The sequence below is a fragment of the Streptomyces sp. HUAS CB01 genome, assembly GCF_030406905.1.
Classification (GTDB): domain Bacteria; phylum Actinomycetota; class Actinomycetes; order Streptomycetales; family Streptomycetaceae; genus Streptomyces; species Streptomyces chengbuensis.
This window is the reverse complement of record NZ_CP129137.1, coordinates 7,655,167-7,668,162: the sequence shown is the minus strand read 5'-3', so window position 1 is coordinate 7,668,162 and position 12,996 is coordinate 7,655,167. Positions and strand designations below refer to the sequence as shown.

Below are 12,996 nucleotides of genomic sequence, written 5' to 3'. Positions count from 1 at the left end.
ACGCGAACCGGTCACAGGACACCCCGCGAACGGAGTGACATGCGCTACGCAGAACTGACGGAGCTGGCCCAGCAGTTGCGGGTGGATTCCGTGCGAGCGGCCGACGCCGCGGGGTCCGGGCACCCGACGTCCTCGATGTCGGCGGCCGACCTCGCCGCCGTCCTCCTCGCCCACCACCTGCGCTACGACTTCTCCGACCCGGAGAACCCGGTCAACGACCGGCTGATCTTCTCCAAGGGCCACGCCTCGCCCCTGCTGTACTCCCTGTACAAGGCGGCGGGCGCGATCGACGACGAGGAGCTGCTGACGTTCCGCAAGCGCGGCAGCCGTCTCGAAGGCCATCCGACGCCACGGCTGCCCTGGGTGGACGTCGCCACGGGCTCGCTCGGCCAGGGGCTGCCGGTCGGGGTGGGGATGGCCCTCGCCGGCAGGTACCTCGACCGCCTCCCGTACCGGGTATGGGTGCTCTCCGGGGACAGCGAGATGGCGGAGGGTTCCGTCTGGGAGGCCGTCGAGCACGCCGCGTTCGAGAAGCTGGGCAATCTGAAGCTGATCATCGACGTCAACCGGCTCGGACAGCGAGGTCCGACCCGCCACCAGCACGACCTCGACGCCTACGCGCAGCGCCTCCGGGCGTTCGGCTGGCACACCGTCGAGGTCGACGGCCACGACGTCGAGGCCGTCGACAAGGCCCTCACCGAGGCGGCCGAGGTGGACGAGCGTCCGACGGCCGTCATCGCGGCCACCCGCAAGGGGCGGGGCGTCGCCGCCGTCGAGGACCAGGAGGGCAGGCACGGCAAACCGCTGCCCGACGCGGAGGCGGCCATCGAGGAACTGGGCGGCCCGCGGTTCGTCCGGGTCGAGGTCGAGCCGCCCCCCTCGGCCCCCGGCCGGCGCGTACGGGACCTCGGGCCGCTGGAGCTCCCCCGCTTCGAGCGCGGTACGGAGGAGGCCACCCGCACGGCGTACGGACAGGCCCTGGCGGCGCTGGGTTCGGCGCGGGGCGACGTGGTCGCGCTCGACGCCGAGGTCGGGGACTCCACGCGCACGGAGTACTTCCGGAAGGAGCACCCGGACCGGTACCTCGAGTTCTACATAGCCGAGCAGCAGCTCGTGGCCGGCGCCGTCGGCCTGCAGACGCGCGGCTGGGTGCCCTACGCGTCGACGTTCGCCGCGTTCCTCACCCGGGCCCACGACTTCGTCCGGATGGCCGCGGTCAGCCGGGCCGGCATCAATCTCGTCGGGTCGCACGCGGGCGTGTCGATCGGCGAGGACGGCCCCTCGCAGATGGGCCTCGAGGATCTGGCGATGCTCCGGTCCGTCCACGGGTCGACGGTGCTGTACCCGTGCGACGCCAACCAGACGGCGCGGCTGGTGGCGGCCATGGCGGACCTCGAGGGCGTCCGCTATCTGCGGACCAGCCGAGGCGAGACACCCGTCATCTACGGTCCCGACGAGGAGTTCCCCGTCGGCGGCAGCAAGGTGCTGCGCAGCGGCGACGGCGACAAGGCGACGATCGTCGCCGCGGGCGTGACGGTCCACGAGGCCCTGCGCGCCGCGGACGCGCTGGCGGCGGACGGCATCCCGGTCCGGGTCGTCGACCTCTACTCGGTCAAACCCGTCGACGCGGACACGCTCAACGACGCCGCAGCGGCGACGGGATGCGTGCTCACGGTGGAGGACCACCGTCCGGAGGGCGGGATCGGCGACGCCGTGGCGGAGGCGTTCTCGGACGGGCGTCCCGCACCCAGGCTCGCCCGGCTCGCCGTGCGCGACATGCCCCTCTCCGCGACACCCGAGGAGCAGTTGCACGCCGCCGGGATCGACGCGGAATCCATCGCGGCTGCCGTCAAACTGCTCGTGGAACGGGTCATCGCCCACTGAGGCGACCGGTGCCCTTCGACGTGTCCGAGCGTGCGCCGTCCGGCCGTGCCGGTGTCTACCGGCCGGCCGCACGGGGTACCCGCGAGCCATGAGCACCACAACCGTGCGGGCCGGCCGCCGTGAACTGGAGGTCCACCGGCCGGAGAAGGTCCTGTTCCCCGCCGACGGTTTCACCAAGGCGGACCTCGTCGAGTACCACCGGGCGATCGCCCCGCACATGCTGCCGCATCTGCGAGGCCGGCCCCTGATGCTGGAACGGCTCCCCGACGGCCTCGACGGGCCCCGGTTCATGCAGAAGGAGACACCGGAGAGCTATCCGGACTGGGTGCGTCGCGCCGAGGTCCCCAAGGAGGGCGGCACGGTCACCCACACGGTGTGCGACGACGCGGCGACGCTCGTCCACCTCGCCGACCAGGCGTGCGTCACCCTCCACCGCTGGCAGTCGAAGGCCGACCGCCCGGACCACCCCGACCGCCTGGTCTTCGACCTGGACCCGCCGGAGGACGACTTCGAACCGGTGCGGCGGGCCGCGCGGCTCCTCGGCGAAATGCTCGGCGAGCTCCGGCTGCCGTCGGTCCTGATGACGACCGGTTCACGGGGCCTGCACGTCGTCGTACCGCTCGTCAGGCGTCACGCGTTCGACGAGGTCCGGGAGTTCGCGAAGGACGTGGCGGACCTGCTCGCGGCCGCCCACCCGGACCGGCTGACCACCGAGGCGCGCAAGGCGGCACGGGGGGACCGCCTGTATCTGGACGTCCAGCGCAACGGGTACGCGCAGACGGCGGTGGCTCCGTACTCGGTACGGGCCCGCGAGGGCGCGCCGGTCGCCACGCCGATCGACTGGGACCAGCTGGAGGACCCCGGGCTCACGGCGCGCCGGTGGAACATCACGGACGTGGCGGACCAGGCGGCCGCGGACCCGTGGGAGGGTGCGCTGCGGCGCGGCAGGGCGCTGGGGCCGGCACGACGGCGGCTGGACCGGCTGCGCCTCGACCGGACCGGCGGTTGAGCACCCGGGGGCCCGCCGCCCCGGCCCGCCGCGCCACGGTTGCGCCGGGGCGGCGGCCGATCCGCGGCGGGGGCGGCGACACCGGTGGTGGCTGCTCGTGAACCGGGACCACCGCGAACGCGGCAGCCGCTCGGACCGCAGGACCCGGCTGACCGTACTCGTCGCGGCGGTCTCGTCGCGGCGGTCTCATGGGGCCGGGCGAGGGCGTCCCGAGACCGGCGCCCCGGACCCGGGGCCCCGCCACGGGCAGCACGTCGGCGACGGTGACGGACGGGCGAGCCGCCCGCCCCGATGCGGGCGGGACGCGGTTGTCGGACCCCTTCGCTACGGTGCGGGGCATGACCAACTTCGTACTGGTGGCAGGCGCTTGGCTCGGCGCATGGGCATGGGACGACGTCGTACCGGAGCTGCGCGCGGCCGGGCACGGTGTGCGTCCGCTGACCCTGTCCGGGCTGGCGGAGAAGAGCGGCGCACCGGCCGGGCAGCAGACCCACGTCCGGGACGTCGTCCGCGAGATCGAGGCGCACGACCTGCGGGATGTCGTCCTCGTGGGGCACAGCTACGCGGGCATCCCGGTCGGTCAGGCCGCGGAGAGGATCGGCGACCGGCTCCGGCGTGTGGTCTTCGTCGACTCGAACGTCCCGGTGCACGGCGAGTCGTTCGTGTCCGCGTGGCCCGACGGCCGGGCGATGATCGAGGCGTCGACGGCCGCGACCGGAGGCTTCTGGGCGCCCCCGCCCGAGGAGGACTTCGCGGGGCAGGGACTCAGCGACGGGCAGATCGGCCGGATCGTCGGCGGTGCGACCCCGCATCCCGGCGCCACGCTGACCGAACCGGCGGTGCTCGGTCGGGCCATCGGCGAACTCCCGGCGACGTACGTCAAGTGCCTGCTCGACGGGCCGGAACCCGGCCCCGACGTGGTCGAACTGCTGCGTGGCGAGCGCTGGCAGCTGGTCGAGCTGGACACCGGGCACTGGCCGATGTTCTCCCGTCCGCGCGAACTGGCTCGGGTGCTCCTCGACGCGGGGGCTGCTCGGGGCGTGGTGCGAACGTAGCTCCGTCCGCCCGCAGGCCAGGAGGGACCTTCGCAGGACGCCCACGGCGCGCCGGGCGGGATTCGTCGGACGCGGCGCAGTGGCGCGACCACCGGGCGCCCGCGCGTACGGGCCGACGGCCCGCGCGGGGCCTCGTCGAGGGAGCCCGCGCGGCACCGGGCACTGCACGGCCGGGTCCATGGGGCGAGCCGGTGGCTCTTCGTGCCCGTTGCCCGGGCCGTCAGCTCCCGGTGCCCGCACCGGCGGTCCGGCGGGCGAACTCCGTGAGGAAAGCCGAGCAGAAGGCCTTCAGGTCGTCCGGCTTCCGGCTGGTGATCAGTGTGTTCGGGCCCTCGCGGCAGATCCGCACCTGCTCGTCGACCCACGTGCCGCCCGCATTGCGGATGTCGGTGCGCAGGCTCGGCCACGACGTCAGCGTCCTGCCACGCACCACATCGGCCTCCACGAGCGTCCACGGAGCGTGGCAGATGGCCGCCACGGGCTTGCCCGCCCCGAAGAACCCGCGGACGAAGGCGACGGCCTGCTCGTCCATGCGGAGGAAGTCGGGGTTGGCGACTCCGCCGGGGAGTACGAGGCCCGCGTAGTCCGTCACGGAGGCGTCGGCCACGACCTCGTCGACGGGAAACGTGTCCGCCTTGTCGAGGTGGTCGAAGGCCTGGACGCGGCCGGGCTCGACAGAGATCAGCCGCGGGGTGTGCCCGGCGTCGGTCACGGCCTGCCAGGGTTCGGTCAGCTCGACCTGTTCGACGCCTTCGTGCGCCGTGAGGAAGGCGATGTTCATGGGGCTCCACCCTTCTCTCCCCCGCTCGCGTCGCCGGTCCGGCATGCTTGCCGGAACACGGCCCTGTCCGGCGGTGCGCGTACCCGCCTGGGTGATCGCTATGCGGCGACCGGCACCGTGGCGGTCGGCGGCCTGCTCCGGTGCCCCTCGCGTCGGCCACGCACTCCGGCGCCCGTCGGCATCGCGCCGCGCCGGCCCCGCACCCGGCCCCCTCGGATGGCCTTCCCCGTCTCCGACGTCCTTCGCGTCTGGCGCATCCCCGCCGTGCTCACCCTCGGCGGGAATCCACCGGCCTCGACGGGAATCCGCCGGCGTTCGCCCGCGGCGGCACCGCGTGGACGGGCGTGGGCGAGTCACGGGACCGAAGGGCCCGGTCAGGTCTTCCAGTGCGCGGGGCGGTGCAGGCCGCTCGGCACTCGCGTCGCCGCGTCCCCCTTCGCCTGCTGGAGCTGCGGCTGGGTGAGGAAGATGCTGCCGGTGAGGTCGGCTCCCGAGAGGTCGGCGTCCCTGAGGTCGGCGCCGAGGAGATCGGCGAGACGCAGATCGGCACCGCTGAGGTCGGCAGCGATCAGACAGGCCCCGCGCAGGTCCGCGCCGTGGAGATCGGCGCGCGCGAGCCCGGCCCCCAGGAGGTCCGCGCCCCTGTGCTTCCTGCCTCGGCCCGGCGTCACCCCGGCCCTGGCCAACTCGCTCGCCCGGAGCAGCAGTTCGCCCGTACGTCCACGGAGCGCGGCCACGTCCGTCCCGAGCAGCACCTCGGCGTCCCGCAGGGTCACGGCCTCGATCTCGTCGCGGAGCGCGCGCGCCGCCGCGTGCACCGGACGGGCGGGAGCCATTCCCAGAACGGCCGTCAAGTACCACAGCAGTTCGTGCAGTTGCCGCATCACCGGAAAGACGTCGAACATCCGGCGGGCCCCGGGGGCCTGCCGCCAGCTCCGCCCCCCGAACGTCACCTGTGAGACCTTCTGGCCCGCGCCGAAGCAGTCGTACACCGTGCAGCCGGGGAATCCGCTGTCCCGGAGCCGGGTGTGGATGCCGCAGCGGAAGTCCTCACGGAGGTTGCCGCAGGGGCGGCCGGCGGGCTTGTCGACGGCGAAGTCGGCCGAGGCGGAGAAGGGCAGCGCCACACAGCACAGGGCGAAGCAGTCACCGCAGTCGGCCCGCAGCGCCGTGGTGTCGGGGGCGGGTGCTGCGTCCTGGTGCGCGTCGGTCACTGAGCCGGTGCCTCTTCCGTGGTGGGTGACGGGTTTCCGTGGTGGCTACGGGTCCAGTCTTCCTCATCCGAACGGTCGTTCCCCCGCCTGTGCCCCCCTTCCACGGACCTGTGCCGCGAGACCGTCCTGCGGGCGTTTGCCGCGAGGGCCGCCGGGCAGGCGCTCACACGTGCTTCGGAGCCCGGGCGTGCCCCGTGCGACGCCCGGGAGCGCGCCCGGCTCCGGGCGAGGGACACCGTCAGCACCGCACGAGGAGCTGAGCGTGAGCAGGCAGACGTACGAGCGCCGCACGCATCCCCACGACGACGCCCCGGACACGGCCGAGGCCTTCGCACGGCTGGCCCTGCTCCCGGACGGTCCGGAGAAGGCCACGCTGCGGGAGGAGCTGGTGAGGACCTGGCTGCCGATGGCCGACCGGCTCGCGGGGCGCTATCGCAATCGGGGCGAGGCACTCGAGGATCTGCGTCAGGTCGCCGCGCTGGGGCTGGTGAAGGCAGTGGAACGCTACGACCCGGATCGCGGTGGGGCCTTCGAGTCGTTCGCCGTGCCGACGATCGACGGGGAGATCAAGCGGCACTTCCGCGACCACACGTGGACCGTGCACGTGCCGCGCCGGGTGCAGGACCTCCGCAATCGGGTCCGCGCCGCCCGCCAGGAGCTCGTCCAGTCCGTCGGCGGCCGTGAACCGAGCGCCGCCGAGATCGCGCGGCACGCGGGGATGACCGAGGAGGAGGCGGGGGCGGGCCTGGAGGCGCTCGGCAGCTACAGCGCCCTCTCCCTGGACGCGGAGGTCCAGGGCGGCGAGGAGGGCTTCACGCTCGCCGATGCGATGGGCGGCCCCGATCCGGCGCTCGACGTCGTCGTCGACCGCGAGGCGGTCAGGCCCCGACTGGACGGACTGCCGGACCGTGAGCGGCGGATCCTCTACCTCCGCTTCTTCCGCGACATGACGCAGCGAGGCATCGCGGAGGACCTCGGCATCTCGCAGATGCACGTCTCCCGGCTGATCAACCGCTGCTGCAGCCGGCTGCGGGACGAGATCATGCGCGACGCGGTGCCTGCCGGCCGCCTGTGAGGCGCGCCCGACGGAGCGGCGTCCCGCGCCGCGCCGGGCACTGCGCAGGCCCTGCTCCCCCGTGCGGCAGTGACCACTGCGGCCGGGTGACGACGGGGCCCACCGCCCGTCACCCCCGCCGGCCCTCCTCGGGCGTGCCGTCCCGCCCCGCACCCGCCGGGCCGGCCGCCCGCCGGCCGAGCCTGTCCACGGCGCCGACCACCCGGTCCCAGAACCTCTCCCGGTCGAGGCCCACCGCCACACGCGCGTTGACCGGCCGGTCGAGGTACCGGTGCAGGTCCACGACGGTCGCCCCGCGCGTGAACTCCCCGCGCAGCTCGATGGCGACACTCGCGTCGACGCACTCCACGATCTTCGGGTCGATGACCCGGGCAACCGCGACCGGGTCGTGCAGGGGTGGCGCCGGAAAGCCCCACAGCCGCCGGTAGGTGGCGGCGAAGAACGTCATCAGTTCCGCGCAGACGCGTCCCAGGTCCGTGCCGAGCCCTTCGAACCGGGCGAGCACCTCGGGGGTGACGAGCGCCTGATGGGAGACGTTGAGCCCGCACATGGTCACGGGCAGCCCGCTGCGGAAGACGATGTCGGCGGCCTCGGGGTCGACGTACATGTTGAACTCGGCGGCGGGAGTGCGGTTGCCGCGTTCCGTCGAGCCGCCCATGAGCACGATCTCGCGGATGTGCGCCGCCGCGTCGGGATGCCGGGTGAGCAGCAGGGCGATGTTGGTCAGCGGGGCGGTCGGCACGAGGGTCACGGGCTCCGGATGCCGGGTCAGGAGCCGGTACATGAGGTCGACGGCGTGTTCGGGCACGGTCCCGACGGTCGGTTCGCCGAAGCTCGGGCCGTCCATGCCCGACGTGCCGTGGACGTCCTCCGCGACGTGGAGTCGTCCCACGAGCGGCCGGGCACAACCGGCGGCGATGGGCACGTCGGTGATGCCCGCGGCGGTGCAGATGCGGCGGGCGTTGAGCGTCGTCTTCTCCAGCACCTGGTTGCCGGCGACCGTGGTGATCGCGAGCAGGTCGATCTCGGGGTCCCCGGCGGCGAGCAGGATGGCGACGGCGTCGTCGTGCCCGGGATCGCAGTCGAGGATGATCGGTACGGTCACGGTGCTCCTCGGCGTCGGTGTCGGCGCGGAAGCGCGCCGGCGGTACGGGTTGGGCCGGGACCACTGCGGCCGGTACCGGCACGGAGACGGGCTGGCGGGCGTTGCGGGAACGACGCCACCAGTGTGCCCCGGAGGACGCCGCACGGGCCGCTCCGTTCCGGCCGTTGCCTCGCCCTCCGCCCGCACGCACGTCGGTCCGCACCGCGCATCCCGATCCGCACCGGGCGCTTCGGCTCCATGCGTGCGGCCCGGCTCGGCGCACGCCGCCCCGGCACCGGCCAAACGGCTGAGCGACTGGACGACTGGACGACTGGACGGCCCAGCGGCGCCCGACGCAACGGCTCTCCGGCTGTGCGGCGAGACGGCCCGCCCGGGTCCGGGCTCACAGGGCTCTGAGCCCGTCGATCACCTCCCGCAGAATCCTTTCGTCGGGCAGCTGCGCGGGCGGCACGGGCATCGAGACCGTGACGTGCCCGCCCTCCAGCAGGTCGCCGACGAGCACCCGCACCACCCCGACGGGCAGATCGGCGTCCGCGGCGAGCTCCGCGACCGACTGGGTCTCGGCGCGGCAGAGGTCCAGCAGTGCCCGGTGCTCGGGACCGAGCAGGGATTCCGCGGCCCGGTCCACCGCGTCGGCGGCGGCGTCGACGAGCGCGATGAGGTCGAGGCGCACGGAGCTCGGTCCCGGCTTCGTGCGGCCCCCGGTCATGGCGTACGGGCGGACGAGCGGACCCGCCTCCGCGTCGTACCAGCGGCTGCCCTGGAGGTCCGGGCCGCCGTCGGCGGCATCGTTCATGACGGTGGAGCCTCTCTCCGGGTCAGCCGGCGGCGGGCGGGGTCGTGGACATGCGCGGCGGGGTGCCCAGGTGCTCCCCGACGCGCTTGACCAGGCGCGCCATCTCGTAGGCGATCAGCCCCACATCGGCGGTGACGGCGCTGAGGACGGCGAGGCAGGAGCCGTCGCCGGCAGCGGCGACGAAGAGGAACCCGTCGTCCATCTCGACCATCGTCTGCCGGACCCCGCCGGTCCTGAAGTGGCGGCCCGCCCCCTTGGCGAGGCTGTGGAACCCGGAGGAGACGGCCGCGAGATGCTCCGCGTCCTCCCTGGTGAGGCCGCCGGAGGCACCGACGGCGAGGCCGTCGTTGGAGAGCACGACCGCGTGGCGGACCTCGCCCACCCGCAGCACCAGGTCGTCGAGCAGCCAGTCGAGTTCTCCGGAGCGGGGGTGCAGGGTCCTCTCGTGGTCGATCATGCGTGGTCTCCTTCGCTGCTGTGAGCCCTGGTGTGGGTGGGGCTGCCCGGTGCGGCGCCACCGCCGCGCGTCCAGCCGGCGCGGTAGGCGGTCATCCGGTCCCTGACCTGCTCCGGGGTACGTTCGGGCGCGTCGTGCGCGGCGGGCCCGGCCGGGTCCACCGGTTCGTGCTGCGCGGCCTCGCGCAGCTGGGGGACGAGGTTGGCCTGCCTGACGCGGCGCGGCAGGCTGCCCGTTTCCTCAGGGGTGGCGGGGTCCCTTCGGACGGGGTCGCCCTGAGCCGGCGGGCGGGCGGCGGGGGGCTCGGGGCGGGGGTCCTCGGGGGGTGGCGAAGGGCTGCGGTCGCGCAGCCGCAGGGCGATGACCCCGGGCGGCGGGGGTGCGGCTTCCCCGGACCGGGCCTCGATGCGGGGCCGGCCGGGCCGGCCCCGCAGGGACGGCTCGCCGTGGGGGGCGGGGCGCGGCGCGGCGTCCGGAACGGCGTACGGGGCGGAGTGCGGCGCGGGTCCCGGCGCGGGGACCGGACCGGTCTCGTCCCGCCGGGCTGTGGGCTGCGGTGCTCCCGGCGGGAGGGCGCTCTGCAGCAGCGCCGTGGGGAGCAGGACGACGGCGGTGGTCCCTCCGTACGGTGAGGTCCGCAGTCTCACCTTGATGTCGTGGCGGGCCGACAGCCGGCTGACGACGAAGAGGCCCAGCCGGTCGCTGTCGAAGAGGTCGAGTGCCTCCGACTGCTCGATGCGGCGGTTGGCGTCCGCGAGGGCCTCCTTGCCCATGCCGAGGCCCCGGTCCTCGATCTCCAGCGCGTATCCGTTGCCGACGGGCTCGCCGCTGACCCTGACCTTCGTGTGCGGGGGCGAGAACTGTGCGGCGTTCTCCACGAGTTCGGCGAGCAGATGGGTGAGGTCGGCGACCGCGGCCCCGACCACGGCGGCCTCCGGAAGCTGCCGCACCTCGACCCGCGCGTAGTCCTCGATCTCGGACACGGCGGCGCGGACGACGTTGGTGAGCGGCACGGGCACGCGCCAGGCCCGCCCCGGTGCGGCCCCGGACAGGATGATCAGGCTCTCGGCGTGCCGCCGCATACGGGTCGTCAGATGGTCCAGACGGAACAGGTCGCCGAGTTCGCCGGGGTCCTCGGCCCGTCGTTCCATGCTGTCGAGCAGGGTGAGTTGCCGGTGTACCAGGACCTGGCTGCGGCGGGCGAGGTTGACGAACACCCCGGAGATGCCGCGGCTGAGTTCGGCGCGCTCGACGGCGGCGCTGAGGGCCGCGCGGTGGACGGTGGACAGCGCCTCGCCGACTTCGGCGATCTCGTCCCGCGGCGGCGGCCCGGGCGGTGCCTCGGCGCGGACGTCGATGTCCTCGCCGGACCGGAGGCGGCGCATGGCGTGGGGCAGTTTGTGCCGGGCGATCCCCAGGGCCGTGTTGCGGAGGCTGACGAGTTCGACGACGAGGGCACGGCCGATGCGCACGGAGATGACGAGGGAGGCGGCCACCGCGGCGAGGCCGAGGAGGACCGCGGCCCCGGCGGCGGTGAACAGCCCCTGCCCGACCGGGTCGGCCCGGTCCGCGGCGCCACGTTGTGCGGCGGACTCGATGTCGCGCATGCCGGCGCGCACGGCGCTGTGCGCGGTGTCCCAGGTGGCGACCGGCACGGCCGCGGCCGCCGGGCGGCCCGCCGGGGCGGCGCTGGTGGCCTCCTCGGCGGACCGGAGGACCCGGTAGGCGCTCCCGTTCGTGAGTTCGCGCCAGGCGGCGCGCTCGCGTGGCCGCAGATCGGCCACGGCGGACTCGGTGAGCGCGCGACGGGCCTCCACCGCGCCGGTGAACCGCCGGAGCCTGTCGGCGCCGAACGACTTGTGCGCCCGGGCGGCGGTGAGCAGGGCGTCCTCGCGGGCGAGCATCTCGCCCGCCCGGGCGAATTCGAGCAGCACCCGGGCGTCCGAGCCCCGTCCGGAGTCCTGGACTCCGGCGAGGGCACCGGCGACGCCGAAGCCTGAGCCGATGGCGGCCGTGTACGTGTCGTACGCGCGGTCCCAGTCGGTCCTGCGGTCGAGGACGGAGACGCGGAGGGCGGCGAGCGAGCGGCCCTGCGCGACGAACGCGGCCAGCCGCCCGGCGACGTCGCTCGGCAGATCGCCTCCGTCGGCGACGGTGTGGGACGCGTCGAGGGACAGTTCGGCGAGCGCGGCGTCGGTGGCCTTCGACTGCTGCCGCAGGTCGGCGGCGCGCTGGGCGTCCGGCGCGGCGATCTGGCGGAGGGCGGCGCGCCGTTCGGCCTGGAGTGCGCCGACGGCGTCGGCGACGGGGCCGCGGACCCGGTCCTCGACGTCCTGGAGTTGACGGAGCCGTGCGACGTCCTGCGCGGTGGTGACGGTGGCGAAGCCCCAGAGGGCGAGCAGGGAGACGACGGGGACCATCAGCAACGAGATGATCTTGGCGCGTACCGTGCGGGGACGCAGATGCCATTCCCCGGGGCGTTGCGGTGCCGGCCCGCGGTGCGGGTCGTCCGGCCCGTGGGCCGTGTCGGCCTCGGCCCGTTCGTCCGCGGGCGGCCCCGCGTGGGCGCGGCGTCCGCGGAGGGCCGGAACGCCGGCTGTCGCCGCGGGTCGCGGGTGCGGGTTCGGCGTCTCGGCGCCGGGCTTGCTGCGAGGTCTGCGCATGGCCTCCTCGTTCCGGGTACGGGGCGTTGGGTGCGGCGGGGCGGCCGTGCGGGCGGTTGGTCGGGGTCCGAGGGGTCCCGGACGCGCCTGGCGACGGGGCGGTTCACGACGTGGTGGGTGCAGGCGCGGACACCGTGGGCTCGGGGTCCGTGGTCCGTTCGGCGGAGGCGTAGGCGGCCCGTTCGCGTGCCGTCGGGGTGAGCGCGACGAAGGCCGAGGTGAGGAAGAGGTACGACCCGAGGCCGACGGCGAGGGGGAAGATGAACTGCATCGTGGTGGCCCCGGGCAGCACCGCGTCCGAGGGGGCGACACCGACGCTGACGGCGAACATGCCCGTGTAGTGCATGCTGCTGACCGCCGCGCCCATCACGAGGGAGGCGACGGCGACCGCGCGGGGCGACTTGATGTTGAGCGCCGCCCACAGGGCGGCGGTCGCGGCGACCACCGCGATGACGACGGAGAGGGCGACGAGCAGCGGGTCGTAGGTGACGTCGCCGTGCAGCCGGAGGGCCGCCATGCCGAGGTAGTGCATGCTGGCGACACCCAGTCCGGTGGTCAGTCCGCCCAGCAGCAGGGCGCGGACCCGGTCGCGGCTGTGGCCGACGGCGAAGACGCCCACGCCGACGACGGCCATGGCGACGACGAGGCTGAGGATGGTGAGCGGGACGTTGTAGCGGATGTCGGTGCCGGTGACGCCGAAGCCGAGCATCGCGACGAAGTGCATCGTCCAGATGCCGGTGCCGATGGCGGAGGCCGCCGTGAGGAGCCAGTTGCGGCGGGAGCGGCCGGTCGCGTCGAGCGCGCGCACGGTGCAGCGCAGCCCGAGGGCGGCGCCGATGCAGGCCATCGCGTACGACAGCACGGGGGTCAGCCAGCCGAATGTGGCGTGGTCCAGGTGTCCCATGGCTCAGGGACGGTAGTCCCGATGGGGGCGCGGGACGGGGGCGCATTTCGAAA

11 protein-coding genes are annotated in these 12,996 nt (G+C 74.4%); 4 read left to right on the top strand and 7 right to left on the bottom strand.

Annotated elements, in window-relative coordinates; translation table 11 throughout:
• The first annotated feature begins 39 nt into the window (after window positions 1-39).
• From QRN89_RS33580 to QRN89_RS33570, 3 genes are all read left to right on the top strand, one after another.
• Entirely contained in the window at window positions 40-1,884 is a 1,845-nt protein-coding gene (locus QRN89_RS33580) for a transketolase (RefSeq protein WP_390702101.1), read from the top strand.
• Between the two features lie 88 nt (window positions 1,885-1,972).
• On the top strand, window positions 1,973-2,893 hold the full coding sequence (gene ligD / locus QRN89_RS33575; RefSeq protein ID WP_290353177.1) for a non-homologous end-joining DNA ligase: 921 nt from the start codon (window positions 1,973-1,975) through the stop codon (window positions 2,891-2,893).
• A 338-nt stretch (window positions 2,894-3,231) separates the two neighbouring features.
• Complete coding sequence (locus QRN89_RS33570) at window positions 3,232-3,948, top strand: alpha/beta fold hydrolase (RefSeq protein WP_290353176.1); 717 nt, start codon at window positions 3,232-3,234, stop codon at window positions 3,946-3,948.
• 220 nt (window positions 3,949-4,168) lie between these two features.
• On the opposite strand, the gene QRN89_RS33565 is transcribed toward QRN89_RS33570, so the two are convergent.
• Both QRN89_RS33565 and QRN89_RS33560 read right to left on the bottom strand, forming a co-directional pair.
• Window positions 4,169-4,729, bottom strand: a complete 561-nt coding sequence (locus QRN89_RS33565) for a type 1 glutamine amidotransferase domain-containing protein (RefSeq protein ID WP_290353175.1) — start codon at window positions 4,727-4,729, stop codon at window positions 4,169-4,171.
• A 374-nt stretch (window positions 4,730-5,103) separates the two neighbouring features.
• Window positions 5,104-5,943 (bottom strand): pentapeptide repeat-containing protein, encoded by an 840-nt coding sequence (locus QRN89_RS33560; RefSeq protein WP_290353174.1) that lies wholly within the window; start codon window positions 5,941-5,943, stop codon window positions 5,104-5,106.
• Window positions 5,944-6,205: 262 nt separating this feature from the next.
• Here QRN89_RS33560 and QRN89_RS33555 point away from each other — a divergent pair, with 262 nt between their 5' ends.
• Window positions 6,206-7,018: a SigB/SigF/SigG family RNA polymerase sigma factor gene (locus QRN89_RS33555; protein ID WP_290353173.1), complete on the top strand. Its 813-nt coding sequence runs from the start codon at window positions 6,206-6,208 to the stop codon at window positions 7,016-7,018.
• A 109-nt stretch (window positions 7,019-7,127) separates the two neighbouring features.
• Here the strand turns inward: QRN89_RS33555 and QRN89_RS33550 are convergent, their stop codons facing one another.
• The 5 genes from QRN89_RS33550 to QRN89_RS33530 form a co-directional block, all read right to left on the bottom strand.
• Window positions 7,128-8,123, bottom strand: coding sequence for a nucleoside hydrolase (locus tag QRN89_RS33550; protein WP_290353172.1), 996 nt, complete (start codon window positions 8,121-8,123; stop codon window positions 7,128-7,130).
• A gap of 382 nt (window positions 8,124-8,505) precedes the next feature.
• Complete coding sequence (locus QRN89_RS33545; protein WP_290353171.1) at window positions 8,506-8,919, bottom strand: DUF742 domain-containing protein; 414 nt, start codon at window positions 8,917-8,919, stop codon at window positions 8,506-8,508.
• A 22-nt stretch (window positions 8,920-8,941) separates the two neighbouring features.
• Complete coding sequence (locus QRN89_RS33540) at window positions 8,942-9,376, bottom strand: roadblock/LC7 domain-containing protein (protein WP_290353170.1); 435 nt, start codon at window positions 9,374-9,376, stop codon at window positions 8,942-8,944.
• Window positions 9,373-12,039, bottom strand: coding sequence for a sensor histidine kinase (locus tag QRN89_RS33535; protein WP_290353169.1), 2,667 nt, complete (start codon window positions 12,037-12,039; stop codon window positions 9,373-9,375). Before QRN89_RS33535 ends, QRN89_RS33540 begins: the two co-directional genes overlap by 4 nt.
• A gap of 103 nt (window positions 12,040-12,142) precedes the next feature.
• Complete coding sequence (locus QRN89_RS33530) at window positions 12,143-12,943, bottom strand: MHYT domain-containing protein (RefSeq protein ID WP_290353168.1); 801 nt, start codon at window positions 12,941-12,943, stop codon at window positions 12,143-12,145.
• Window positions 12,944-12,996: the final 53 nt, after the last annotated feature.